The 26516-nt window shown below is 72.3% G+C and carries 16 protein-coding genes; 8 read left to right on the top strand and 8 right to left on the bottom strand.

Annotated elements, in window-relative coordinates; all coding sequences use genetic code 11:
- The first annotated feature begins 56 nt into the window (after positions 1-56).
- Positions 57-566, top strand: a complete 510-nt coding sequence (locus tag K4B79_RS16345) for a hypothetical protein (protein WP_232027312.1) — start codon at positions 57-59, stop codon at positions 564-566.
- Positions 563-5443: an HAD-IC family P-type ATPase gene (locus K4B79_RS16340; RefSeq protein ID WP_232027311.1), complete on the top strand. Its 4881-nt coding sequence runs from the start codon at positions 563-565 to the stop codon at positions 5441-5443. Before K4B79_RS16345 ends, K4B79_RS16340 begins: the two co-directional genes overlap by 4 nt.
- 109 nt (positions 5444-5552) lie before the next feature.
- On the opposite strand, the gene K4B79_RS16335 is transcribed toward K4B79_RS16340, so the two are convergent.
- A complete protein-coding gene (locus K4B79_RS16335) occupies positions 5553-6992 on the bottom strand; it encodes an MFS transporter (protein WP_232027310.1) in 1440 nt (479 codons plus the stop codon).
- 90 nt (positions 6993-7082) lie between these two features.
- On the opposite strand from K4B79_RS16335, the gene dusB reads away from it, so the two are divergent.
- On the top strand, positions 7083-8249 hold the full coding sequence (gene dusB, locus K4B79_RS16330; protein WP_232027309.1) for a tRNA dihydrouridine synthase DusB: 1167 nt from the start codon (positions 7083-7085) through the stop codon (positions 8247-8249).
- Between the two features lie 478 nt (positions 8250-8727).
- Here the strand turns inward: dusB and K4B79_RS16325 are convergent, their stop codons facing one another.
- The 3 genes from K4B79_RS16325 to K4B79_RS16315 form a co-directional block, all read right to left on the bottom strand.
- Positions 8728-10482, bottom strand: a complete 1755-nt coding sequence (locus K4B79_RS16325) for a CDP-alcohol phosphatidyltransferase (protein WP_232027308.1) — start codon at positions 10480-10482, stop codon at positions 8728-8730.
- Between the two features lie 152 nt (positions 10483-10634).
- Positions 10635-12572 (bottom strand): amylo-alpha-1,6-glucosidase, encoded by a 1938-nt coding sequence (locus K4B79_RS16320; protein WP_232027307.1) that lies wholly within the window; start codon positions 12570-12572, stop codon positions 10635-10637.
- Positions 12569-13981, bottom strand: coding sequence for an MGH1-like glycoside hydrolase domain-containing protein (locus K4B79_RS16315; RefSeq protein ID WP_232027306.1), 1413 nt, complete (start codon positions 13979-13981; stop codon positions 12569-12571). Before K4B79_RS16315 ends, K4B79_RS16320 begins: the two co-directional genes overlap by 4 nt.
- 119 nt (positions 13982-14100) lie before the next feature.
- Between K4B79_RS16315 and K4B79_RS16310 the strand changes: the two genes are divergently transcribed.
- The 3 genes from K4B79_RS16310 to K4B79_RS16300 all read left to right on the top strand — a co-directional run bounded on the left by K4B79_RS16310 (position 14101) and on the right by K4B79_RS16300 (position 19321).
- Positions 14101-15297 carry an ROK family protein gene (locus tag K4B79_RS16310; RefSeq protein ID WP_232027305.1) on the top strand — a complete coding sequence of 399 codons (1197 nt, stop codon included), beginning with the start codon at positions 14101-14103 and terminating at the stop codon, positions 15295-15297.
- Positions 15298-15703: 406 nt separating this feature from the next.
- Entirely contained in the window at positions 15704-18451 is a 2748-nt protein-coding gene (gene ppdK, locus K4B79_RS16305) for a pyruvate, phosphate dikinase (RefSeq protein ID WP_374208472.1), read from the top strand.
- Between the two features lie 141 nt (positions 18452-18592).
- On the top strand, positions 18593-19321 hold the full coding sequence (locus K4B79_RS16300; protein ID WP_232027303.1) for a hypothetical protein: 729 nt from the start codon (positions 18593-18595) through the stop codon (positions 19319-19321).
- Between the two features lie 280 nt (positions 19322-19601).
- On the opposite strand, the gene K4B79_RS16295 is transcribed toward K4B79_RS16300, so the two are convergent.
- From K4B79_RS16295 to K4B79_RS16280, 4 genes are all read right to left on the bottom strand, one after another.
- Positions 19602-20024 carry an excalibur calcium-binding domain-containing protein gene (locus K4B79_RS16295; protein WP_232027602.1) on the bottom strand — a complete coding sequence of 141 codons (423 nt, stop codon included), beginning with the start codon at positions 20022-20024 and terminating at the stop codon, positions 19602-19604.
- Between the two features lie 226 nt (positions 20025-20250).
- Complete coding sequence (locus K4B79_RS16290) at positions 20251-21411, bottom strand: alkaline phosphatase PhoX (protein ID WP_232027600.1); 1161 nt, start codon at positions 21409-21411, stop codon at positions 20251-20253.
- Positions 21412-21528: 117 nt separating this feature from the next.
- On the bottom strand, positions 21529-23052 hold the full coding sequence (locus K4B79_RS16285) for a sensor histidine kinase (protein ID WP_232027302.1): 1524 nt from the start codon (positions 23050-23052) through the stop codon (positions 21529-21531).
- Entirely contained in the window at positions 23049-23975 is a 927-nt protein-coding gene (locus tag K4B79_RS16280) for a response regulator transcription factor (protein ID WP_232027301.1), read from the bottom strand. Before K4B79_RS16280 ends, K4B79_RS16285 begins: the two co-directional genes overlap by 4 nt.
- 176 nt (positions 23976-24151) lie before the next feature.
- Here K4B79_RS16280 and K4B79_RS16275 point away from each other — a divergent pair, with 176 nt between their 5' ends.
- On the top strand, positions 24152-24757 hold the full coding sequence (locus K4B79_RS16275) for a carbonic anhydrase (protein ID WP_232027300.1): 606 nt from the start codon (positions 24152-24154) through the stop codon (positions 24755-24757).
- Positions 24754-26511: a SulP family inorganic anion transporter gene (locus K4B79_RS16270; RefSeq protein ID WP_232027299.1), complete on the top strand. Its 1758-nt coding sequence runs from the start codon at positions 24754-24756 to the stop codon at positions 26509-26511. Before K4B79_RS16275 ends, K4B79_RS16270 begins: the two co-directional genes overlap by 4 nt.
- Positions 26512-26516: the final 5 nt, after the last annotated feature.

Genomic DNA, 26516 nt, shown 5'->3' with positions numbered 1-26516 from the left:
GGGAACTCGGGCGATCCGAAAGGTGAGGTCTCCGCGCGAGGGGAGTCGAGGAAGCCATGACCGAACAGATGGCTGAGCGGAAGCGGGAGCAGGAGTGGGGGCAGGAACTGCCCCAGCCGCTGCGGGCTGCCGCCTCCGTGCTGCGGCACGTGCCCGGCGCCGGGACGGTGGGCCGGGTCGCCGAGGGCGCCTTGGACAAGGTCGGGGCGGTGTCGCCGCGCGGGCGGCGCATCGCGGTGTACACCGGCGCCGGGGTCCTCGGTGTCGCCGGTGTCGTGGAGTGGCCCGTCGCGATCACCGGGGCGGCGGTGGCGTGGCTGACCCAGCCGCGAGGCGAGGAGACGGGGGAGCGGGAAACGGGGGAGCGGGCAACGGCGGCAAGGGCCGGGACCGCCGAGGGGGAGACGGGGGCCCGAGCGGTCACGCACCGGACGTCCGGCCCGTCCGGCCCGCCCACGCCGCAGGTCCTCGCGGAGTCCGCGCCCGGCGCGGTGACGCCCGACTCGCCCTCCGACAAGCTGCCCACGCACCGCACGGCCGCGTCGACGGCCGAGGACCAGCGATGAGCCGAGGACTTATCAGCCGTCCCTCGGCCCTCGCCGCCGGCCTGGTCCTCGGCGGGCCGCGCCTGCTCGTCCGGGGCGCGGCCCCCGCCGTGGGAGCCGCCGCCGGCGCGGTGGCCGGTACGGCACGGGCCGGCGTACGCGGCGCGGACTTCGCCCTCCGCGCCGCCCGCGTCACCCGCGCCGCCCTCCCCGGCGCCCCCCGCACCTGGCACACCCGCACCCGCACCCACCTGGCCCTCCGCGAGGGCACGGCGGAGGAACTGCGCGCGGCGGGACAGGCGAGGGCCGCCGCACAGCGCGTGGACGAGGCGGAGACGGCGGAACACACGGCATGGCGGACGGGGGCGCCGCCCGTGGGTGGGGCGTCTCGGGGTGAGGCGCGTCGGGATGCGGGGCTCCGGGACGCGGGGCTCCAGGGTGAGGCGCTCCGGGATGAGCCGCTCCAGGGCGAGGCCGAGCGCGGCGGCGCTGCGGCGAAGCGCGGTGCCGGGCAGGCAGATCCCGGCGTGTACGCGGCCGAGCGTGCGGGCACCACCGAGCGCGGTGTCCGGCGGGACTACGTGCCCGACCATGGTGCCCGGCGCGGTGATGTGCCCGAGCGCGGCGTCTGGCAGGGCGAAGCGCCCGAGGACGGTGTCCGGCAGGGTGATGCGCCCGAGCACGGTGTCCGGCAGCACGAAGTGCCCGACGCCGAACCCGCTCGCGCAGGCACCCCCGAGGCCCCTCAGACAGCCGGTCCCCCCGAACCGCAGTGGCCCGCGGCCGACAGCGGCGGGCGTCGCGACCGGCCGGCGGAGCCTTTCGGCACCGGCGGCGCCGAGCCCTCCGCCCGGCCGCCGGAGCCACGCCGCCGCGTCGAACACCTGGCCCGCCGGGTCGCCGTAGCGCTCGCGGAGCACCCGGATGTGGCCTTCGCGTACTGGGACCGGGGGCTGGCCCGGCTGGTGGTCGCGGCGACCGAGGAGGCCGTCGGGGACCGGGTGCGGGCGCGGGCGGAGGCGTTGGCGGTGAAGCACGGGCTGGTGCCCGCCGACGATCCGGTGGAGGAACTCGGGCATCCCGGCGACCCCGCGTCCGTCAGGACCGCCGCCGAGGCGCTGGCCGCCGACGCGGTGGGCGCCGGGGCCGCGCTGATCGGCTCCCTGCTGCGGCTGCCGCCCTCGCCCCGGCTGGTGACGGCCGTCGTCACGCTGCTGCGGGAGAACCCCCGCTTCCGGTCCTGGCTGCGCGCCCGCCTCGGCAACGTGCGCATGGAGGTCGCCCTCGCCGTCGCCAACGCGGCCGTCCACGGCGCCGGCCACACCCCCACCTCCCTGCTGCTCGACGGCGTGCTGCGCACCTGCCAGCTGGCGGAGGCGGTGGTCCGTACCGCCGCCTTCGAGAGCGTGCACGACCAGCTGTGCGCGCCCGGCCGCGACAGTGTCCCGGCGGACCCGTCCGTACGCCCGCCGCTGCGCACCTCCCCGGCCCAGGAGTACGCCGCCCACGCCTCCACCGGCAGCATCGCCGGAGCCGTGGCCGCCCTCCTCGTCAAGCACGACATCGCCGAGGCGGCCGAGGCGGTCCTCGCCGGCTCGCCCAAGGCCGCCCGCTACGGCCCCGCCGCCTTCCACGCCCTGTTGAGCGCCTCCCTCTCGCGCGGCGGGGTGCTGGTGCGCGACCCCGACCGGCTGCGCCAGCTGGAGATGGCCGGCACCGTCGTCCTGCACCCGAGCGCGCTCAGGATCCCGGGCGACGGAGCCGACCCCTGGACCGAACCCGTCCTGGACGCGGCCCGCCGCGCGGGACTGCGGGTCGTGGTCGTGGACGACCCCGCGCTCGCCGACTTCACCGGCCTCGCCGACCAGGTGGTCGGCGCGGACCGGCCGTTGAGCGAGGTCGTGGACGAACTGCGCGACGAGGGCGGGGTCGTCACCGTCGCCCGCCCCCGCCCGCACGACGACGTCGACGTGACCTCCGGCCTGCTCCACGGCGACGTGGCCATTGCCCTCACCGACGGCGACGGCCAGGTGGTGTGGGGCGCCGACGTCCTGGCCGCGCACGGCCTGGCCGACGTGTGGCGGCTGCTGCGGGCCGTCCCGGTGGCCCGCTCGGTCGGCCGCCGGTCCCAGACCCTCGCCCGCTCCGGCGCCGCCCTGTCCGGCCTGCTCGTCGCCGTCGGCGAGTCCCGCCGGGGCACTCCCACGCCGCTCCCCGGCCTGCGGCACATGCCCGTCGACGTCAGCACGGTGGCGGCCCTCTACACCGGGGCCCGCGCGGCCCTCGGCGTCGCGACGGCCCGCCCCCCGCACCCCCGGCCTCGGGTCGCCTGGCACGCCCTGGACCCGGACGACGTCCAGGACCGGCTGAAGCGGGAGACACCCCCGGAGCCGACGGTCGTCGAACAGGCGACCACCCGCGTCCGCACGGCCGCCGACACCGTCCTACGACTGCCCGCGCTCGCCCCGGCCTGCTGGACCCTGCAGCTCACCGGCGCCGTACGGGAGGAGCTGGACGATCCGCTCACCCCGGTCCTGGCCGTCGGCTCGGCCGCCTCCGCGATCCTCGGCTCGGCCGTCGACGCCCTGCTCGTCGTCGGCGCCCTCGACCTGAACGCCCTCGTCGGCGGCATCCAGCGGCTGCGCGCCGAACGCGCCCTGTCCGGGCTGCTCGCCCAGCAGAAGCAGAAGGCCCGGGTCGCCGACAGCCCCGACGAGGAGGCGACCACCCATGTGGTCGACGCGGCCAGGCTCGACCCCGGCGAGGTCATCGACCTCAAGGCCGACGACGTGGTCCCCGCCGACGCCCGCCTGCTGTGGGAGGACGGCCTGGAGGTGGACGAGTCCGCGCTGACCGGCGAGTCCCTGCCCGTCGACAAGGGCATGGACCCCACCCCGCGCGCCCCGGTCGCCGAGCGGCGCTGCATGGTCTTCGAGGGCACGACCGTGGTGGCCGGACGCGCCCAGGCCGTCGTCGTCGACACCGGCGACCGCACCGAGGCCGCCCGCGCCGTCGCCCTCGCCGCCCGCGTCCCGCCGGCCGCCGGAGTACAGGCCCGCCTCCAGGAACTCACCCGCAAGGCGATGCCGTTGACGATGGCGGGCGGGGCCGCGGTCACCGGTCTGTCCCTGCTGCGGGGCACCCCCATCCGGCAGGCGGTCAGCGGTGGCGTGGCCGTCGCGGTGGCCGCCGTACCGGAAGGGCTGCCGCTGGTGGCCACGGTCGCGCAGCTGGCCGCCGCCCGCCGGCTCAGCGGCGAGGGCGTCCTCGTCCGCGCCCCGCGCACCCTGGAGGCGCTGGGCCGGATGGACACCATCTGCTTCGACAAGACCGGCACCCTCACCGAGAACCGGCTCCGCCTGGTCCGGGTCGCCGACTCCGACGGCACCGTCCACAAGCTCGACGCACCCGGCGCCGACGGCCCCCTGCGGGACGCGGCCCGCGCCTGCCCCACCCTCAACGGCGACTCGGCCCGCCCGGCCCACGCCACCGACGAGGCCGTCCTGGACGCCGCCGGGCCCGACGACGCCTGGGAGCAGAGCGAGGGCCTGCCCTTCGAGGCCGCCCGCGGTTACGCCGCCGCCGTCGGCCGCGACCGGGGCGGCGCGCCCGTCCTCGTCGTCAAGGGCGCCCCCGAGACCGTCCTGCCCGCCTGCGCCGACCTGCCCTCCCACGCCTCCGACACCGCCCACTCCCTGGCCGGCGACGGACTGCGCGTCCTGGCGGTGGCCAGGCGCCCGCTGCACGAGGGCGAGCAGGCCACCGACGTCCTCGAACAGGACCTGCGGGACCTGGAGTTCACCGGACTCCTTGCCCTGGCCGACGTGCCCCGCGAGACCTCCACCGCCCTCGTCCGAGGGCTGCGCGAGGCAGGCGTACGGCCCGTCGTGCTCACCGGCGACCATCCGCAGACCGCCCACGCCATCGCCACCGACCTCGGCTGGCCCGACGACGCGACCGTCGTCACCGGCGACGAACTCGCCGCCGCCGACCGCACCGCCCGCTCCCGCATGCTGCGCGACGCCGACGTCGTCGCCCGCGTCGCGCCCGAACAGAAACTCCAGGTCGTCGAGGCCCTGCGGGACGCCGGCCGGGTCGTCGGCATGGTCGGCGACGGCGCCAACGACGCCGCCGCCATCCGCGCCGCCGACATCGGCGTGGGCATCAACGCCCGCGGCTCGGCCGCCGCCCGCAACGCGGCGGACCTCGTCGTCACCGGCGACGACCTCACCGTCCTCATCGAGGCGGTACGGGAAGGCCGTGCCCTGTGGCACAGCGTCGCCGACGCCATCGCCATCCTCATCGGCGGCAACGCGGGCGAGGTCGGCTTCGGCATCGTCGGCACGCTCCTCGCCGGGTCCGCGCCCCTGTCCACCCGCCAGATGCTCCTGGTGAACCTCTTCACCGACCTCTTCCCGGCCATGGCCGTCGCCGTGACCCCCACGGAGGACACCACCCCGGACGACCCCGGCGACGCCCCCCTCGGTACGTCCGTCCTCGGCGCGCCCCTCATCCGCCAGATCCGCCACCGCGCCCTCACCACCTGCCTCGGCGCGACCGCCGCCTGGCTTTTCGGCCGCTTCACCCCGGGCACGGCCCGCCGCTCCACCACGATGGCGTTGTGCGCGGTCGTCGGTACCCAGCTCGCCCAGACGCTCGCCGACCGCCGCGACAGCCCGCTGGTACGGGTCACGTCCCTGGGGTCGGCCGTCGTTCTCGTCGCGCTGGTGGAGACGCCGGGTGTGAGTCAGCTCTTCGGCTGCACGCCTCTCGGGCCGGTCGCCTGGGCGGGGGTCGCAGCGGCGATCACGCTGGCGCTGGCGGGGCAGCGGGCGCTGCCGGCGGTGGAGGAGGCGGTGGCGAAGAGGTGGCCGGGGCTGGCTTCGAAGCTGGGGTGAGTGGACTGACCTGAGGGGCGCGGGGCTGTATCGATTTGCGGCTCCGCCGCGTGGGCGCGACCAGCCACAGCCGACCGGTAGTCGCGTACGGAGATCACCCCTACGGCGATCAGGCGCGAACGGCTTCCTGAACCTCCGGCGCCTCCAACCGCGCAGCCGTCCGCTCGGCCGTACTCCGAGCCCACGCCCCACTCGTCACCGCTCCGAGCACCAACACCGCGAACCCACACCCCGCGAGGATCCACCAACCCGGCACGGCGGCTGAAACAAACGCGTCGCGATAAGAGGAGGAACCAACGCCGGCCGCCAACACCGCTCCGATCACGGCGACACCCAGCGTCTGCCCCAGCTGGCGGCTCGTGGACGCCACCGCCGCCGCCACACCCGCTTGGCTGCGCGGCATGCCCGACACCGCCGTGTTGGTGATCGGCGCGTTCAAGAACCCGAACCCGATCCCGAACAGCACGTACCCGAGGAACAGCGCCGCGTCGGACGTCTCCGCCTCGAACCCGGCGAACAGGACCCCGGACGCCGTCATCGCCGTACCCGCGATCAGCAGCGGGAGCCGAGGCCCACGGTTGCCGACCAGGCGCCCGGCCAGTGGTGCGCACAGGAACGTCGGCACAGCCATCGGCAGCATCCACAGGCCCGCGTGCAGCGCGTCCAGCCCCCGGACGTTCTGGAGGTACAGCGTCGACATGAACAGGAACCCGCCGAGCGACGCGAAGCCGCACACCGCTATCACCGTCGCCCCGCTGAACGGCGCCGACCGGAAGAACCGTAGGTCGATCAGGGGTTCGTCGCGGCGCGGCTCGTACCAGAGCAGTCCCGCGAGGGCGGCCAGCGCGAGCAGCACGTACGGCAGGACGGAGGTGAACCCGGCGTTCGGCATCTCGATGATCCCGTACGTCATCGCCCCGAACAGCACGATCACCAGCACCTGGCCGACCGGGTCCGGGCGCCGGGCCTTCGGTGCCCGGGACTCCGGTACGTAGCGCAGGGTGAGCAGCAGCGCGGCCAGGCCCACGGGGAGGTTGAGCCAGAAGATCGACCGCCAGCCGACCGACTCCACGAGCAGGCCGCCGACCAGGGGGCCCGCGGCCATGGAGATGCCCACCACGGCTCCCCACGCCCCGATCGCCCGCGCCCGCTCCCTGGTGTCCGTGAAGGTGTTCGTGATGATCGACATGGCGACCGGGTTGAGCATCGAACCGCCCACCGCCTGGATCATGCGGAAGATCACCAGCGTCTGGAGGTTCGGCGCGATCGAGCACAGGGCGGAACCGAGGGTGAACACGATCAGGCCGGTCATGAAGACGCGCTTGCGGCCGAGGCGGTCGGCGGTGGAGCCGGCCAGCATCAGCAGCGAGGCCAGGACCAGGGTGTAGGCGTCGATCGTCCACTGGAGGCCCGCCGTGGTCGCGTGCAGTTCCTTCTGCATGGACGGCAGCGCGACGTTCAGGACCGTGTTGTCGAGACTCACGATCAGCAGGCTCATACAGCAGATCGCGAGGACCAGCAGGCGGCGGCGGTGGGTGAGCTCGGGCATGCGGTCCAGGGTACGCCGATTTCGATAGTGCGTCTAACTAATCATTTTTGCCAAGGCATTGCATGCTGCGTCGCACGGCACAATGGAGGGATGTCCACGTCCACGCCGCTGCATATCGGTCCGCACGTCGTCCAGCCGCCTGTCGTTCTCGCTCCCATGGCCGGGATCACCAACGCGCCCTTCCGCACGTTGTGCCGTTCCTTCGCCGGAGGCGAATCAAAGGATGGAGCCAGTGGGGGCAAAGGGCTGTTCGTCAGCGAGATGATCACCACCCGGGCGTTGGTCGAGCGCAACGAGAAGACCATGCAGCTGATCCACTTCGACGCGAGCGAGAAGCCGCGGTCCGTGCAGTTGTACGGCGTCGATCCCGCGACCGTCGGCAAGGCCGTCCGCATGATCGCGGAGGAGGGGTTGGCCGATCACATCGATCTGAACTTCGGGTGCCCCGTGCCGAAGGTGACGCGCAAGGGGGGTGGGTCGGCGCTGCCGTACAAGCGGCATCTGCTGCGGGGGATCCTGCGCGAGGCGGTTGCCGGGGCCGGGGATCTTCCCGTCACGATGAAGATGCGCAAGGGCATCGACGACGACCACATGACGTATCTCGACGCCGGGCGGATCGCCGTGGAGGAGGGCGTGACCGCGATCGCGTTGCACGGGCGTACCGCCGCTCAGCACTACGGCGGTACGGCGGACTGGGACGCGATCGCTCGGCTCAAGGAGCATGTGCCGGAGATTCCCGTGCTGGGGAACGGGGACATCTGGTCGGCGGAGGATGCGCTGCGGATGGTGCGGGCCACGGGGTGTGACGGGGTGGTCGTGGGGCGTGGCTGTCTCGGGCGGCCGTGGCTGTTCGCGGACCTCGTGGCGGCGTTCGAGGGGCGGGTGGACGATGTGGCACGGCCGTCCCTCCGGGAGGTGGCCGATGTCATGGTGCGGCATGCCACGCTGCTCGGTGAGTGGATCGGGGACGAGGCTCGGGGGGTCATCGACTTCCGTAAGCACGTGGCCTGGTATCTGAAGGGCTTCGCCGTCGGCAGCGAGATGCGCAAGCGGCTCGCCATCACGTCCTCCCTGTCCGAACTCCGCTCCGGCCTCGACGAGTTGGACCTCGACCAGCCCTGGCCCACCGGCGCCGACGGGCCCCGCGGCCGCACCTCCGGCAACAACCGCGTCGTCCTGCCCGACGGTTGGCTCAAGGACCCGTACGACTGCGCCGGCATCAGCGAGGACGCGGAGCTGGACACCTCCGGAGGCTGATGCGATGCCTGCGGCGCGCTGTGCGGGTCCGGTGGGGGCGGATGTAGCGCCTCCTGTCCGGTGGGTGGGTCGGGGCCGGGTCGGGGGGTCTCCGTCCTCGGTCCGGCGGAACTGTTCCGGCAAGAGGTCCTGCGTGTCGGACGCCGGCCGCTGCGGGCGGACACCCCCCGCCCCGTCCCCTCGCCGCCGTGGGCGGCTACGACGCCAACGGCCGACGGTGCTTGATGTCCCAGGGCGACTGCAGGTGCCTTCTTTTAGGGGCGCGGGGAACTGCGCGACCAGCCACATCGCACCCGCAGCCGCCCTACGACCTTCCCTGGCACCCACCTGAGGGGCGCGGGGAACTGCGCGACCAGCCCCCACCCACCCGCACCCGGCCCACAACGGTCCGTGGCACCCCCTGACCCGCCGGGGTCGAAGGGGCGGAGCCCCTGGGGGATGGGACGGGTAGGGGCGGCGGGGGCGAGAAACATCTGGGTCAGTCCCCGGAGGGGCGGGGTGTTGAGCCGTAGGCCGTGAGGAAGCGGTCGCGGAAGGCGCTCATTTTCCAGACGGGGGCGTCCGACGCCGGCTTGAGACCGTCCGTCCAGTTCCAGGAGGCGATCTTGTCAAGGACCGCAGGATCCTTGGCGACGAGGGAGACCGGCACGTCACGACTGGCACCGGTGCCACTGACACGGGCGATGGGCTGATGATCCCCGAGGAAGACGAGCACGGTGTCGTCGGTACCGTAGCGCTCCAGCCACTGGGTGAGGCTGGTGACGGAGTACTGGACGGACTTGCCGTACTCGCGCTTGGAGCGACCGGAGTCGGTGATGACGTCGGAGGGGTCGAGGGCGGCCTTGTGGATGGGGCCGAAGACGGAGCCGTCGCCCAGGTCGTCCCAGCCGACCATCGTGGGGATGGGCGCCCAGGGCTGGTGGCTGGAGGTGAGGATGATCTCCGACATCAGGGGCTTGTCGCGCTTCTTGCCGTGGACCTGGCGCTGGAACGCTTCGAGGGCGTACTGGTCGGGCATCGTGGACCAGCTGAACTTCGGCCCCTGATAGCCGAGTTGGAAGGCGTTGTAGACCTTGTCGAGGCCGTAGTACTCCTGCTCGGGCCACCCCTTCTGGACCCCGGGCATGACACCGACGGTGTCCCACGCGCCGGTCTTCTGGAACGCCTTGGTGAGGCTGAGACGGTCGCTGGCCATGACGGTGCGGTAGCGCTGCTGGTTGTCGATCCACAGGCCGGACATCGTGGTGGAGTGGCCCAGCCAGCTGCTGCCGCCGTACGTCGCCGAGGTCAGCCAGCCGCTCTTGGCGTGGAAGCCGGCTTTCGCGAGGGCTTCGGTGCTGGTGGTGAGGGTCTTGTCGACGCCGGGGGCGATGGCGGGATCCTCGATCGCGCTGCGGCCGTAGCTCTCGATGAAGGTGAAGATCACGTCCTTGCCGCGCAGGTCCGGGAGGAGTTGGGCGGGCGGTGTGGCGCCGAAGGTGTCGACCTTGGCCACCTTCCGGAACTCCGCCTCGTCCCGCAGGGTGTCCAGCACCCGCCGGGTCTGGACCTTGGCGGCGCCCGCGGTGCGTTCGGAGGCGACCGGCATGCCCGAGACCTGGACGCCCAGTGCCGAGCACGCGACCCACACGGTGGCGGCGATGAGGGTGCCTCTGGTGGCGGTCTGCCGGTGGTCCGCGAGCAGGTTGCTCAGCCTGACCATCGCCAGTGCCATGACCAGTAGGAGGAGGAGAACGGCTGCCGCCGCCCCGATCGTGGCTCCGACCGCCACGCCCTTGCCCATGGAGTCCTCGACGTAGGCCTGCGCGTCGTCCAGCAACTCCCAGTCCAGGATCAGGTTGAAGCCCCGGCCCAGGTACTCCAGGAATCCCATGTCGAGCATGTTCAGGATGGTCATCACGCCGAGTCCGATCCCGGAGAGCACGGCGATGACGAGGCGTGGTCTGCGGGGGAGCACGAGTGCCACCGCCGCTCCGATGATCGCCTCCACCGGGATCCGTGTGAAGCGGTTGGGCTGGAGTGCCATCAGGCGGTTGGGGAAGAGCAGTGCGCCCAGGACGAGTACGGCCGCGAGGATCGTCGTCGCCAGGTGGAAGGTGCGTACGGCGGTGGGGTGGGCGGTCCGCCAGCGGGCCGGCCGGGAGCGGAGGGGGAGCTTGGCCGTCGGTCTGTCGTCGGTGGTCGTCCCGGTCTCGGGCTCGGTCGCCGAGTTCTCTGTGATGGTCCCGGTCACCCGAAGGTCCTTCCGCGCGAGCCCGTGAGGAGAGGGCGGGCCACGCGAGGAGGCCGGCGACCCGCCACATTCCCGTACGGCGCGCTCCCGGCCCCCGTTCACAGAACTGGGCAAACACCGGGCAAACGGCTGACCAACGGTCCCCCGGGCCGCTACGCGCCCCCGACCGCCGTCAGCAGAGCGAGCGGTGCCGCCGCCGACCGGGACTCCCGCACGCAGGCGTGCGGGTACGGCACCGGTTCGCCGTGGGTCTCCCTGCCGTAGCCGGCCAGGACCTCCGGGAGTCGGTGGCCCGTCGCCGTCGCCGCGTCGACCAGGGCGTGGGCCACCGTGCGGGCCTCGTCGTGCAGGCCGTAGCGGGCCAGGCCCAGGGTGATCAGGGCGTTGTCGTGGGGCCAGACGGAGCCGCGGTGGTAGGAGAGGGGGTGGTAGGCCGACTGGCCGGAGGCCAGGGTGCGGACGCCCCAGCCGGAGAAGAAGTCGGGTTCCAGTAGGCGGCGGCCCACGAGTTCGCCGTACTCCTTGTCGAGCAGGCCGGACCAGAGGAGGTGGCCCGCGTCGGAGGCCAGGGCGTCGACCTGGTGGCCCTCGCCGTCGAGCGCGAGGGCGGGGAAGGCGCGGTCCCGCATCCAGAAGTCCCGTTGGAAGCGGTCGCGCAGGTCGGCGGCGGCCTGTTCCAGGAGGGCCGCGTAGGTCTCGTCCTCCCAGACGGTGCGGGCGATCCAGGCGGTGCGGCGCAGGGCGTCGTAGGCGTAGCCCTGGGCGCCCGCGGCCATCACCGGGCCGCTCGCCCGGGTGCCGTCGGCGGAGCAGATCGCGCCGGGGGAGTCCTTCCAGTTCTGGTTGGCCAGGCCGCCCTGGTCGGCGCGGTAGACGAGGTAGCCGCGAGAGGTGAGGCCGCCGTGGTCGAGCATCCAGGCGATCGCGGCGCGGGCGTGGGGTTCGAGGCGGCGGGCGAGGGTGAGGTCCCGGGTCTGTTCGACGTAGGCGCCCAGGAGGACGAGGAAGAGGGGGGTGGCGTCGACCGAGCCGTAGTAGCGGCCGTAGGGGACCTGGGCGAAGTGGGCCAGTTCGCCGTGCCGGACCTCGTGCACGATCTTGCCGGGCTGGGCGACGGACTCCGGGTCGGTGTTGGTGGCCTGGGTCGCGGCGAGTGCCGGGAGGGTCGCTGCGGCCAGCTGGGGGCGGTAGGGGAGGGCGAAGAGGGAGGTGAGGAGGGCGTCGCGGCCCAGCAGGGTGAGGAACCAGGGGGCTCCGGCGGCCGGGACGCGCAACTCCTCGCCGTCCAGGCCCGTTGCCGGGACCTGGAGGGAGGCGAGGTCGGCCAGGCCGCGGGCGCAGGCGGCGGCGAGTTCGGGCCAGCCGGTGGGGAAGGCGATGCCCTCCACGAACTCGCCCTCCAGGGAGAGGAGTTGGCGGTTGACGGCGGCGGGGTCGCGGGGGACGCGGAGGGCTCGTTTGTCGCCGTGGGGGCGGGCCATCACGCGGAGCAGGAGTTCCGCCGAGCCGTGCGGGTCGAGGTCGAGCGTCCAGACCAGGCGGCGGGCGCCGGTGCCGGTCTCCTCGACGCCGTCCGGGGCGGGCTCGGTCTTCACCGTCGTACACGAACGCCATTCGCCGCGGCGGTAGGTGAACTCCACGCCGTCGTCGAGGACCTCGCGGGAGCGGGTGACGCCGATCTTGGCGTAGGTGCGGTGGTCGGAGCGCAGTTCGAACTGGTCGGTGAAGTCCGCGTCCACGGTGAGGGCGAGGCGGACCGTCGTCGGTACCGGGCGGTTGCTGGTGACCCGCAGGGACTCGACGAACGAGCCGTCGCCGACGGCCTGTTCGCGGAAGAGGGTGTGGGCGGGGGGTTCGTTGCGGCCGCCGCGCGGGACGAGGACACAGCGTGCCGTGTCCCCGTCCGCGACCGGCGTGAGCGACTCCGGCACCGCGCCGTCGACCGTCAGTTGCCAACGGCTCAGATGCCGGGCGTCCCGCACGAACAAGCCGTCCGGGGAAGTGCCGCCCCGCACGCCGCTGATGTCTCCGCCGTCGCCCACGGCGGCGAACGTTCCGCCGTGCACGAGCAGATGCTGCCGCTGTGTCATCCCCGGTTCCCTCCCCTGACGTCCGTGACATGGCCGGTGCTGTGCATGGAATCGTCGTGCAGCAGGTCGAGCGTGAGCGCCGCCGTCCAGCTGAAGCCCGTCGCGCCGCAGGCCTCGCCGGTGTACGGGTCGACGTACTCCGCGAAGTCGGAGCTGTCGGCGGTGGCGAGGACGGCCCGGCGGAGTGCGTCGGCCCGCTCGTGCTCGCCGTGGGTGCGCAGTCCGCGCTCCATGAGCCAGGCGGTGTTGAACCACGCCGGGCCGCGCCAGTAGCGGTGCGGGTCGAAGGCCTCGCCGAGCAGGTCGTAGCTGGGCACGAGGCGGGTGGTGGAGCCGAGGCCGAAGTGCGGGCCGGTGGTTGTGCGGATCAGCGCGGCCGTCGTCTCGCGCGGTAGGCCTGGCAGGAGGAGGGGGATCAGGCCGGAGACCCCGCGCTCGGGGATCAGGCCGCCCTCGCGTACGTCCCGGCAGAAGAACATGCCCTCCGCGGGGTCCCAGAGCCGTTCCACCAGGGCTGTCGTCAGGCGTTCCGCGCGGGCGTGGCGGGCCGTGCCGGGGGCGCCCAGTTCGCGTGCGATGCGGGCCAGGGCGTGTTCGGAGGCGATCAGCAGGGCGTTGAAGGCGGGGTCCTCGACCGCGAACTCGCCGTCGCCGTCCGCGTATTCGCCGTCCCGGTAGTCCGTCGCCAGGCGTACGTACCGGCCGTAGTCGAGGTCGGTCGGGCGGTCCTCGGGGGCTCCGTGGGCGAGGTCGGCGCGGCGGAAGGAGCGGGCCGGGGCCGGGGTGACGCGGGAGAGCGGGAGGTCCCAGCTGGGGCTGTTGTCCATACCCTGTTCCCAGGGGTGCACCACGGAGGCGAGGCCGGCGCCGCCCAGGTCGCGGCGGTGCAGCAGATAGCGGTGCCAGGCGGCCAGGCGGGGATAGACCCGGGTGAGGAAGCCGCGCGCCCGGGACAGGCCGGGGTCGGCGCGGTGCACCAGCCAGGCCGCCAGCGCGTGCACCGGTGGTTGCACGATGCCGGAGGTCTGTACGGTGCGCGGGGCGCCCGCGGCGCGCCCCGCGGTCGAGGAGCGCCAGAAGTCGGGGCTCGGGAAGTACGCGTCGAGCGGTACGGAGGGGTTGAAGACGATGTGCGGGATCCGCCCGTCGCCCCACTGGGCGTCCAGCAGGGTCTCCAGCTCCGTCTGGGCCCGTAACGGCGACAGGTGCCTGAGGCCGATCGCGATGAACGCCGAGTCCCAGGACCACTGGTGCGGGTACAGGCCGTGCGAGGGAACGGTGGACGCGCCCGTCCAGTTGTCCGCCAGCACCCGGGCGGCCCTGACGTGCAGCGGATGTGTCGCGGTGTCCGGTTCGTATACGACGGTGTGCGGCACAGCGGGTGCGGTCAGCTGGGCAGTGCGATCCACTCGGGGCTCCCCGAAGATGTTCGGCCGATCGGTTCGGTCTTGGCTACCGTAGGGTTACGTCTATTTAACACGCAAAACTCAATATGTAATGCAGTCTTGAGAAACACAAGGGGGTGCGCATGGCTGGGCGAGGTCAGGGGAGCGCCGGAGATCTGCTCGAACTGGTGCGAAGCGGACGCGCGGTCACGCGTGGAGCGCTCCAGCAGGTGACCGGGCTCTCCCGCGCCACCGTCGGCCAGCGCCTGGACCGGCTCTTCCGCGCGGGCTGGCTGCGCGAGGGCGCCGGGGGCCCGGTGGACTCCCCGTTGGGCGGCCGGCCCTCGATCACCCTCGAATTCGACGACGCCCATGCCGTCGTCCTCGCCGCCGACCTGGACACCCGGCACGCCCGCGCGGCCGTCCTGTCGCTGACCGGCGAGATCCTGGCCGAGCACAGCGGCACGGCGGTCGTCGAGGACGGCCCGGACGTCGTCCTCGGTGAGCTGGGGCACTGGTTCGCCGAGCTGCTGGAGAAGGCGGGCCGCCGTGCCGAGGAGGTCTGCGGCATCGGGCTCGCGGTCCCGGGCCCGGTCGACACCGAGACCGGCCGGGTCGTCCAGCCGCCGATCATGCCGGGCTGGGACGGCTACGACATAAGAGCGCGCCTGGCCAGAGCCTTCAGCGAGCACACCGGAGCCGGGGCGGTCCCGGTCCTGGTCGACAACGACGCCAACCTCATGGCGTACGGCGAACAGCGCACCACCTACCCCGGCTGCTCCGCGTTCGTGCTGGTCAAGGTCTCCACGGGTATCGGTGCCGGCGTGGTGGTGCACGGCTCGGTCTACCGGGGCGTCGACGGCGGCGCCGGGGACATCGGTCACATCCGGGTCGGGGCGGACGCGCTGTGCCGGTGCGGTTCCCGCGGCTGTCTGGCCGCCGTCGCGAGCGGCGGTGCCGTGGCCCGGCGGCTGGCGGAGGCCGGGGTGCCGGCGGCGTCGGGCTCGGACGTGCGCGATCTGCTGGCGGCGGGCGATCCCGAGGCCGCCGCGCTGGCCCGTGAGGCCGGGCGCCAGGTGGGGGACGTGCTGGCGACCGTGGTGACCCTGCTGAACCCGGGCGTGCTGATGATCGCGGGAGATCTGGCCGGAACCGCCTTCCTCACGGGCGTGCGGGAACTGCTCTACCAGCGGGCGCTGCCCCGCTCCACCGCCCACCTGGATGTCGTCACCTCGCGGCTCGGGGAGCGGGCCGGGCTGGTGGGGGCGGGGGCGATGGTCGTGGAGCACCTGTACGCGCCCGAGCGGGTGGAGGAACGGCTGTCGGTGCTGGGCGTGTGACGGACGGGTTTCGGTCCCGGACCGCCGTCCGCATGGTGAAATCCGGGCGACTGTGGAAGCGTGATTCTCGCCACCCTTGATAGGGGTACCGCTCAGATGAGCGGATCATGCGCGACTGCACTTCGTGGAGGGGTGGCACTGAGTGCCACCCCTTGATCGTTCATCGATCGAAATCAGACGTGCCGATGACCGCTCAGGTGAGCGCAATCCGGGTCGTTTGGGTGGTGGTGCGTTCAAGAAGTGAAAACATGCGCCCGTCGACGCTTGCCAAGCCTTGACTTTCGATCCGCTGGCGGACGACTGGTTACGGGCGTATGACGCGCGAGTGGACGTACCCAGAAGCCTTCGATCTGGGTATGTTCCTCGCCGTCAGGGCAGCCACCGCGTCCTCGAGGAGTCGAGACCCGTGTCGGAAAACAAAGAACCCCATGGAGCCGATCAGACCGCGCGCGTTGAGGGCGTGAAGTTCGTTTACGACTTCACCGAGGGCAACAAGGACCTCAAGGACCTCCTCGGCGGCAAGGGCGCGAACCTCGCGGAGATGACCAATCTGGGTCTTCCGGTCCCTCCCGGGTTCACGATCACCACCGAGGCCTGCAAGGTCTACCTCGACAGTGGCGAGGAGCCGGCGGCACTGCGTGACGAGGTGAGTGCGCACCTCGACGCGCTGGAGCAGCGCATGGGCAAGAAGCTCGGCCAGGCCGACGACCCGCTGCTGGTCTCCGTCCGCTCCGGCGCCAAGTTCTCCATGCCCGGGATGATGGACACCGTCCTCAACATCGGCCTCTCCGACAAGTCCGTGAAGGGCCTGGCGGCCCAGGCCGGCGACGACCGCTTCGCCTGGGACTCCTACCGGCGCCTCATCCAGATGTTCGGCAAGACCGTCCTCGGCGTCGACGGCGACCTCTTCGAGGACGCGCTGGAGGCGGCCAAGTCGGCCAAGAAGGTCACGGTCGACACCGAGCTGGAGGCCGCCGACCTCAAGAAGCTCGTCACCACGTTCAAGAAGATCGTCAAGGCCCAGGCCGGCCGGGACTTCCCACAGGACCCGCGCGAGCAGATGGACCTCGCCATCCACGCGGTCTTCGACTCCTGGAACACCGACCGCGCCAAGCTCTACCGCCGCCAGGAGCGCATCCCCGGCGACCTGGGCACCGCCGTCAACGTCTGCTCCATGGTCTTCGGCAACCTCGGCCCCGACTCGGGCACCGGCGTCGCCTTCACCCGCGACCCCGCCAGCGGCCACCAGGGCGTCTACGGCGACTACCTCCAGAACGCCCAGGGCGAGGACGTGGTGGCCGGCATCCGCAACACGGTCCCGCTCGCCGAGCTGGAGTCGATCGACAAGAAGTCGTACGACCAGCTGATGCAGATCATGGAGACCCTGGAGAACCACTACAAGGACCTCTGCGACATCGAGTTCACCATCGAGCGCGGGCAGCTGTGGATGCTCCAGACCCGCGTGGGCAAGCGGACCGCGGGCGCCGCCTTCCGTATCGCGACCCAGCTGGTGGACCAGGGCCTGATCGACGAGGCGGAGGCGCTCCAGCGGGTCACGGGTGCGCAGCTGGCCCAGCTGATGTTCCCCCGCTTCGACGAGGACGCCAAGGTCGCGCAGGTCGGCCGGGGCATCGCGGCCTCGCCGGGTGCGGCGGTCGGCAAGGCGGTCTTCGACTCGTACACGGCCGTCAAGTGGTCGCGGTCGGGCGAGAAGGTCATCCTGGTCCGCCGGGAGACCAACCCCGACGACCTCGACGGCATGATCGCGGCCGAGGGCATTCTGACGTCGAGGGGCGGCAAGACCTCCCACGCGGCCGTCGTCGCGCGCGGCATGGGCAAGACCTGTGTCTGCGGCGCGGAGGAGCTGGAGGTCGACACCAAGCGGCGCCGGATGACGGTGCCGGGCGGTCATGTGGTGGAGGAGGGCGACCTGATCTCGATCGACGGGTCGAGCGGCAAGGTCTACCTGGGCGAGGTGCCCGTCGTCCCCTCCCCGGTCGTCGAGTACTTCGAGGGCCGGATGCACGCCGGCGCCCAGGACGCCGACGAACTGGTCGAGGCCGTCCACCGGATCATGGCCTTCGCGGACCGCAAGCGGCGCCTGCGGGTCCGCGCCAACGCGGACAACGCCGAGGACGCGATGCGCGCGCGGCGCTTCGGCGCCCAGGGCATCGGGCTCTGCCGTACGGAGCACATGTTCCTCGGTGACCGGCGTGAGCTGGTGGAGCGGCTGATCCTGGCGGACACGGAGGACGAGCGCGAGGAGTCGCTGAAGGCGCTGCTCCCGCTCCAGAAGCAGGACTTCGTGGAGCTGTTCTCGGCGATGGACGGCCTCCCGGTCACGATCCGTCTGCTGGACCCGCCGCTGCACGAGTTCCTGCCGGACATCACGGAGCTGTCCGTCCGGGTGGCGCTGGCCGAGTCCCGTCAGGAGCCCCACGAGAACGAACTGCGCCTGCTCCAGGCCGTCCACCGCCTGCACGAGCAGAACCCGATGCTCGGTCTGCGCGGTGTGCGCCTCGGCCTGGTCATCCCCGGCCTGTTCACCATGCAGGTACGGGCCATCGCCGAGGCCGCGGCCGAACGCAAGGCGGCCAAGGGCGACCCGCGCGCGGAGATCATGATCCCGCTCGTCGGCACCGTCCAGGAGTTGGAGATCGTCCGCGAGGAGGCCGACCAGGTCGTCGCCGAGGTCGAGGCCGCCACGGGGACCTCCCTGAAGCTGGCCATCGGCACGATGATCGAGCTCCCGCGCGCCGCGCTGACCGCCGGTCAGATCGCCGAGGCGGCGGAGTTCTTCTCCTTCGGCACCAACGACCTCACCCAGACCGTGTGGGGCTTCAGCCGCGACGACGTGGAGGCCTCCTTCTTCACGGCGTACCTGGAGAAGGGCATCTTCGGCGTCTCCCCCTTCGAGACGATCGACAAGGACGGCGTCGGCTCGCTGGTCAAGCTGGCCGTCGAGGCGGGCCGAGCCACCCGCCCCGACCTCAAGCTCGGCGTCTGCGGCGAACACGGCGGCGACCCCGAGTCCGTCCACTTCTTCCACGAGGTGGGCCTCGACTACGTCTCCTGCTCCCCCTTCCGCATCCCGGTCGCCCGACTGGAGGCGGGACGCGCGGCGTCGCAGTCCGCGGGGAGCGACCACCGGTAGCCCACGCGGCCTGTTCGAGACCCCGGAGCCGCCGATCGTCCCCGACCGACCCTCACCGATGGTCGGCGGCTCCGGATCACGAAGAGAGGGCGGTGTCCCGTGCGGGGGGTGCCGCCCTTTCGTGCTGCCTACCCTGGCGGAATGACGGAACATCCTGGATTCGGTGCGCTGCTGGCACGGTCGTCGCGTCACCGTGGGCTGGATGCGGGCGGGTTGGCGGGACTGGCCGGAGTGCCGGAACCCGATCTGCGCGAGGTGCTCGACGGCGCGGCCCCCGATCCGGCACTGCTGCACCGGCTCGCGCCCGCGCTGAATCTGCGCACCCCGGACGTCTTCGCCCTCGCCGGGGTGGACGTTCCCGAGGAACTGGCCCCGCTGGACTCCACGGCCGGGTCCGGTGTGCCCCGGCTGGTCATGAAGGCGAGGCGGTTGTCGCCGGGGCGGAGAGCGGCGCTGCTCGCCTTCGTACGAGGGCTGCCCCAGGAGGAGCGGACCCGTCCGGTTCCTTCGCCGCGCCCCTACGAACGCTACGAACCGAGCTTCGGAGCCGTGCTGGTACGGATGCTGGCCAACCGGAACCTGACCTGGTCGGGCGGCGCCCGCGCGCTGTACTCGATGTCGGGCCTCTACCTGTCCGCAGCCACCGTCGGGCAGATGGGCCACGGCCGGCTACCCATCACCCCTGACTTCCTGGTGGCCTCCGCCCACACCCTCGGCATCCCCGCCGGTCACCTGGCAGCCCTGGCCGATCTCCCCCTCCCCGGAGAGTCGGCCCCTGGACCGATGCTCATCGACGCGGCTGAGCTGATCTGGGAGACGCGACGGTTGAGCTTCGCGCAGGTGAGCCGGTGTCACCTGATGCGGTGGTGATGAGGCAGAGCGATCGTTTCTCTGCGCTTTCGGTGCATTGCATTCCGTGATCATCGGCGGCTGCGACCACCGCGCCCGGACAACTGCTCGCCCACGCAGCGCTACGCCTACCAGTACAGGCCCGGCCGTGGCTGAGTCCGCCCGTTGCGGGCGGTGCAGGTGGCGTTGCCGTTGGTGGGGCGGCGGATCGATCCCGAGTTGATCCGGAGGGACTGAGGGTCGCGCGGGGTGTGGTGCTCGGGGCGGCATCCTGGAAGGGGTGCCGCCCCTTTGCCGTGTGTCAGCGGTCCGTCCGGCGCCTGCGGGCCGCCATGAGGACCGCGCCGCCCGCGAGGAGGGCGACCGAGCCGCCGGTGGCGAGGTAGACGGTGGTGTCGCTGCCGCCGGTTTCGGCGAGGTCCGGGGTCTGGGGGGTGGCGGGGTCGGTCGTCTCGGTGTTCCCGGTGTTCCCGGTGTCCGTCTTGTCGTCGTCGGCCTGTTCGAAGCCCGGGGGTGGGCTGTCGCAGCCGATGCCGTCGCCGTCGCGGTCCAGGTGCTTGCCGTAGTGCTCGTCGCCCGCGGAGATGTTGGCGTAGCCGCTGGAGTAGGCCTCGGTGCAGTTGGTGAAGGGGTGGTTGCCGTCGTGGGCCGAGGCGGTGGCCGGGAGGGCGGCCAGGGCGAGCGCGGCTACGGCGATGGCGCCGGGCTTACGGAGCGGGAGCAGGTTCACAACTGGTCCTTCCAGGTTCGCGGTTCGTGGTGAAAACCATGTGGCTGATCACTGATGGGCGATCGGCCGGAAATGAGGTGACGAACCTATTGAGGGGCGGAAGGTGTGGTGGAGATATGAAGGACCTGTGATGTGACTGTGACGTGACCGGAAGGTAGCTCTCCGTAAGTCCGGCGTCCGGTGCCCGGCGTGCAATCCCTGGCGCCCTGTCCGCGGGGTGCTACTGGCGGAACGGCCCCGTCACCTCGTACGTGATCCCGCCCGATGAACTCCCGCTCGTCCCCCGCTGGCTGGAGAAGTAGAGCCGGGTGCCGTCCGGGGAGAAGGCCGGGCCGGTGATCTCGGAGCCGGACTGGCCGTCGATGCGGAGGAAGGGGGCGATCACGTCGTCGGGGGTGATCACGCAGATGTCCATGGAGCCGCCGTCCTCGGCGACGAAGAGGTCGCCGGAGGAGGAGCCGGTGATGTTGTCGACGCCGGTGAGCGGGGCGGTGCCGGAGGTGACCAGGGAGTCGTCGTAGGCCAACTCGTAGGTGTTGGACGTGAGGTTGAGCTGCCAGACCCGGTTGTCGCCCTTGGTCGTGAACCAGACCTTGTCGTCGGCGTAGTGGCACCCCTCGCCGCCGTTGAAGGACTTGGAGCCGGAGACCTGGGTGCGGGTGGAGGTGGGGGAGCCGTCGGGGTCGGGGACGGTGGTCCAGGTGAAGGAGCCGGACGTGGCGGTGCCCGCGACCAGGACCTGGAGGGTGCCGGCGGAGAGGTCGCCCCAGGTGGTGGGGACGAAGCGGTACAGGCGGCCGTTGGACTCGTCCTCGGTCAGGTAGATGACCCGGCGGACCGGATCCGCGGCGGCGGCCTCGTGCTTGAAGCGGCCCATCGCGTCCCGGCGGACCGCGGCCGTGACGCCCCACGGGTCCGTCTCGTAGACGTAGCCGCGGTCCACCTCCTCGCAGGACAGCCAGGTGTTCCAAGGGGTCTTCCCACCCGCGCAGTTGGTGCGGGTGTTCGACAGGATCCGGTACGCCGACGTGATCGTCCCGTTCGACGAGAAGCGCACCGCGCTCGCGCCGCCCGACGGGTTGATCTCCGAGTTGGAGACGTAGATCCAGCCCGTGCCGTCGGCGTAACAGGCGCCGCCGTCCGGGGCGTTGTGCCAGGTGTACGACGTTCCGGCGACCGTCCGGCCGGAGCGGGCGATCACGCGGCTGGTGAAGCCGGCCGGGAGTCTGATGCCATTGGCGTCGGCCGCGCCGAGCGACCCGTAGGGGCCGGCGCCGGGCTGGGCGGGGGCGGCGTACGCGGCGCCGCGCCACAGGGTTCCGCCGAAGGCGGCGGCGGAACCGCCGATCACGGCCGCGCGGAGGAAGGCGCGGCGCTCCACGCCGAGGGGGGTTCGGAGAGGGGTCGGGCGGTTGGGGCTACGACGTTCCACGCTTGCTCCAAGGTGAGTCGTGACCGCCTGCCACCGATCGGTGACAGGGACGCGCGGTCACGGACCCTAGACCTGTGGGGTTGACGTGTCATGGACAAGGCGTGACGTGGCCGTACGGTTCGCATGGCCGCCGGAGGCATGCCGTACCGGAAGCACCGGCACCTCCCGCCGGCGGGGACCCGCTTCCGCGGACGGGAGGCGGATGACGGCGTCCAGGCCGCCCGTGGTGGCCGGGTGCAGACTCGCCTCGCCGCCGCTGGCGTGGGCCAGGCGTTGGACGAGGGGCAGGCCGAGACCGGTGCCGCCCTTGGGGGCGCCGGGGGCGCGCCAGAAGCGGTCGAAGGCGCGGGTGCGCTGCTCGGCCGTCATACCGGGACCCTCGTCGGTGACGTGCAGGTCGACCCAGCAGGGGCGGGCGTCGCGCAGGGCGCGGCGGGCCGGGGCGTGCAGGCGCAGGTCGATGGTGACCGTGGTGGCGGGCGGGGAGGCGCGCAGGGCGTTGGACAGGAGGTTGTCCAGGATCTGTTCGATCGCCCCGGGGACGGCGAGCACCGGGCCCACGCTGCCCGCGAACAGGACCAGGGAGACGTCCTGTCGGGCGAAGAGCGCGGACCAGGTGCGGTGCCGTTCGGCGCAGATCGCGCCGATGTCGACCGGGCCCGGGGTGGCCGCGTTCTCCTCCAGCCGGGCCATCGCCAGCAGGCCCTCGACCATCCGGGCCAGACGGTCGGTCTCCGTGACGGCGGCGGTGAGGCTGGCCCGGCCGCGGGCGGAGACATTGGGTTCCAGGTTCTCCAGCCGCAGGCGCAAGGCGGCCAGCGGGGTCTTGAGCTGGTGCGAGGCCTCACCGGCGAACGCGCGCTGGGAGGCGAGGAGATGGGCCAGCCGGGCGGCCGTGCGGTTGAACGTCGCCGCCAGGCTGCGCACTTCGGGCGGGCCCTTCGTCACCGTCACCGGCGCGGCCCGGCCGCCCTCCGCCAACTCGTGTGTCGCGCGCTCCAGTTCGCGGATCGGGCGGCCGGTCCAGCGGGCGACGGCGAACGCCACGAAGGTGACCCCGGTGAGGACGCCGAGTCCGCCCAGGGCGAGCAACAGCCAGACGTGGTGCACGCGTTCGTGCACCATCTCGGTGGGCACGGTCAGCCACACGGCCCCCTCCGGCCGGGCTCCCTGGCCGACGGGCGCGGCCACCGACAGGTACTGGACCCCGCCGATGGTGGAGGTCCGGACGTCCGCCGTGGAGGTGCCCCGGAGCGCGGCCACGATCCCCGGACGGGAGGCGAGGGCACGGGAGGCGTCGGGCGTCAGCGGATGCGAGGTGGCCAGCGGCGTGCCCGAACCGTCGACGATCACCACCTTCCCGCCGATCCGCGCCGCGCAGTGCGCCACCCGGCCGGGCAGGTCCCGCTCCGCCCGGCCCGCGGCCAGCGACAGCGCGGCGTACGCCGAGACCGACTCGGCCTCGTCCTTCGCCGCGTTGACCACTCGCTCCCGCTCGCCCCGCGAGTACACGAAGCCGAGCGGGATCTCCAGACAGAGCAGGAGCAGCGCGGCCAGGCCCAGGTAACTGAGCAGCAGACGACGGGTCATGGCCGCGCGCCCGGCCCGGTGTGCGCGTTCGGCCCACTGCGCGCACCCGCCCCGCCCGACCCGGCACGTACGCCCGGCCCGGTGTGCACCGCCAGCCGGAAGCCGACCCCGCGCAGCGTCTGGATCCACCCCGGGTGCCCCAACTTCCGCCGCAGCGCAGCGACATGGACGTCCAGCGTCTTCGTCGGTCCCTCGTAGTGCGGATCCCACACCCGGTCGAGGATCTCCTGCCGGGAACGCACCGCGCCAGGATCCTCGGTGAGCAGCGCCAGCAGGTCGAACTCCTTGGGCGTGAGCGGCACTTGGGCCTCTCCCACCCACACCTGACGGGTACGGCGGTCGACCACCAGCGGACCGGGCTCGGCGACGGGGGGCGCCGTCGCCTCGTAGGAGGGGAAGGGCTGAGTCTCGTACGGCGACGGGGACGGGGACGGGGACGGGGACTGCGGCGGCACCGCGGGCTCCGGGTCGTACGCCAGAGAAGCCGACGGATCGGGTGAGGGGAGCGGTGAGGCCGCCGAGGCACCCGAGAGCGGCGAGGCACCCGGCGCTGACACCCCCCGCGCCCGTCCGCTCCGCCGCGTCACCGCCCTGACCCGCGCCACCAACTCCCGTACGCTGAACGGCTTCGCGAGATAGTCGTCGGCGCCGAGCTCCAGCCCCAGTACCCGGTCGGCCTCCTCCCCACGCGCGCTGAGGATGAGGATGGGGACGTCGGAGACCTGCCGGATGCCCCGGCAGACGTCGATGCCGTCCATGTCCGGCAGCCCGAGGTCCAGCAGGACGACATCGCCGTACGGACCTCTCAGCCCGTCGGTGCCGGTGGCGACGTGATCCACCGTCAGCCCGAAGTGGCCCAGCGCCTCGGTGAGTGGTTCGGCGATCGTTTCGTCGTCCTCGATGAGCAGTATGCGTATGCCCATACGTCCTGTCTCTCCGTGAATTGGACTCGACACGTTACAAGATGATCCCGCGTCCGGGTAATGGGGCAAAGAATGTTCAATTCCTGTCCGGGCTCTGGCTTTCACTTAACCTTCCTCTGGCCCGGACCCCTCTACGGTGAGGTGACCTGGCCGAACTCCCCACCGAGGAGCCACCGTTGAAGGCATTGCTGGACCGTGCCCGTGCGTTCACACAGCGGGTCGAGGACGATCTCGGAGAATTCCGGAAACTGGCAGAGGGGCAATACCCGGAGGCCCTGTTCATTACCTGCTCGGACTCACGGGTGATACCGGCGCTCATTACCGGAGCGCGGCCCGGAGAGATATTCGAGCTGCGGAACGCGGGCAATATCGTGCCGCCTTACGGGCGGCATGGGGCCTCGGGTGAAGCGGCCACCCTCGAATACGCACTGGAGGTGCTCGGGGTTCAGGACGTCGTCGTGTGCGGTCACTCACACTGCGGAGCGATGGGCGCGCTGAAGTCCGGTGACGACCTCACCGCGCTGCCGGGTGTGGACGCCTGGCTGGGCATCGCCCGCCCCGAGCTCACCCCCGTCCTCACCGGCGCGGACGACGACCCGTCCCTGGCCGACGTGGCCCAGCACAACGTCGTCAACCAGCTTGCCGCGGTGCGCAGTTACCCGAGTGTGCGGCAGCGGGTGCGGGACGGGCGGCTGCGACTGCACGGCTGGTACTACGAGGTCGACACCGGGCGGGTGTACGAGCTGGACGACGACGGCGGCTTCCGGGTGCACGCCGCATGAGCGGGGCGCACGCGCGGGGGGCGAGGGCCTCCAAGATCGTCGGGAGCGTCAAGGCCGCCGGGACCGTCAAGTCCGCCGGCGGCGTCAAAACCGCCGGGACCATCAAAATCGCCGGGACCGTCACAACCGCCGGTGGCCCCAAGCCCCCCAAGTCCGACCTCGGCACCGAGATCACCGCCTCCCTCGTCGTCTTCCTCGTCGCCCTCCCGCTGTGCATCGGCGTCGCCGTCGCCTCGGGGGTGCCGGCCGAGCTGGGGATCATCTCCGGGGTGATCGGCGGGCTGGTGGTGGGCGCGGTGCGGGGGAGCACGCTCCAGGTCAGCGGCCCCGCCGCCGGACTCGCCGCGCTCGTCGCGGAGACCGTCGCCGAACACGGCGTGGCGATGCTGGGCGTGATCGTCCTGGGCTCGGGGATCCTTCAGATCGTCCTCGGTGTCGTACGGCTGGGCCGGATGTTCCAGGCGATCTCGCTCGCCGTGGTCCAGGGCATGCTGGCCGGCATCGGGCTCCCGCTGATGTTCAGCCAGCTGTACCCGATGGCCGACGGCAAGGCGCCCGGCACCCCGATCGAGAACATGGCCGGGGTCCCCGGGCTGCTCGCCGACATCCTCACCGACCGGCAGGCGATGATCGCCACACTGCTCGGTGTCGTCACCGTCGTGCTGAGCTTCCTGTGGAAGAAGGTGCCGGGTCCGGTCAAGAAGGTCCCGGCGGCCCTCGTCGCCGTGGCCATCGGCATCGGGGTCGCCGCACTGCCCGGCGCGGACGTGAAGACGCTCCAGGTCGGCGATCTGCTGGCGGCCGTACAGGTGCCGGGCGGGGAGCAGTTCGCGGGGCTCGCGGACGCCGCGATCATCACCTCGATCCTCACCTTCACGGTGATCGCGTCCGCGGAGAGCCTGTTCACGGCGGCCGCGGTGGACCGTATGCACAGCGGACCGCGCACCCGCTACAACACTGAGCTGATCGCCCAGGGCGCCGGCAACACGGTGGCCGGCATCCTCGGCTCGCTGCCCATCACGGCCGTGGTGGCCCGGAGTTCGGCGAACGTCCAGGCCGGTGCGAAGACCCGGCTCTCGCGGACCCTGCACGGCCTGTGGCTGCTGGCGTTCGCGCTGCTGCTGCCGCAGGTGCTCGCGCTGATCCCGATCTCGGTGCTCGCCGGTGTCCTGGTGCACAGCGGCTGGAAGCTGTTCGCGCCCGAGGAGTTCCCCAAGATGTGGCGCCAGGACCGGGGCGAGTTCGTGGTGATGACGACGACCACGCTGGTCATCGTGGCGACCGCGCTGCTCGAAGGCGTACTGATCGGGCTCGCCGCCGGGATCGTGCTGGCCGCGCTGCGGATGTCCCAGACCGTGGTCCGCCAGCACGTCGAGGAGGACACCGCCAAGGTCGTCATGGCCGGCAACGCCACCTTCCTGCGGCTGCCCAAGGTCATCGAGGCCCTGGAGGCCGCGGCCGCCGCAGGCAAGCCCCGTATCCGCCTCGACCTGACCGGCGTGACCCACCTGGACCACGCCTGCCGCAACCAGGTCGAGGAGTTCACCGCCCAGCAGCGGGGGATGGGGCTGCGGGTGGAGCTGCTGATGCCGGGACCGGCGAGGACGGCGACGACCGTGCCGGACCTCCCCGAGCCGGAGACGCGGGACCCCGCCCTGGACACCGGTGCCCCCGGCCCCACCGCCGAATGGTTCTACCTGGACACCCGGCCCCTCCCGGACGATTACGCCCAGCGCCCGCCGCTCGTACGCTGAACCCT

The organism is Streptomyces lincolnensis, from assembly GCF_021173675.1.
GTDB lineage: Bacteria > Actinomycetota > Actinomycetes > Streptomycetales > Streptomycetaceae > Streptomyces > Streptomyces lincolnensis_B.
The sequence above is the reverse complement of the archived record's forward strand: the minus strand, read 5'-3'. Positions and strand labels throughout refer to the sequence as shown.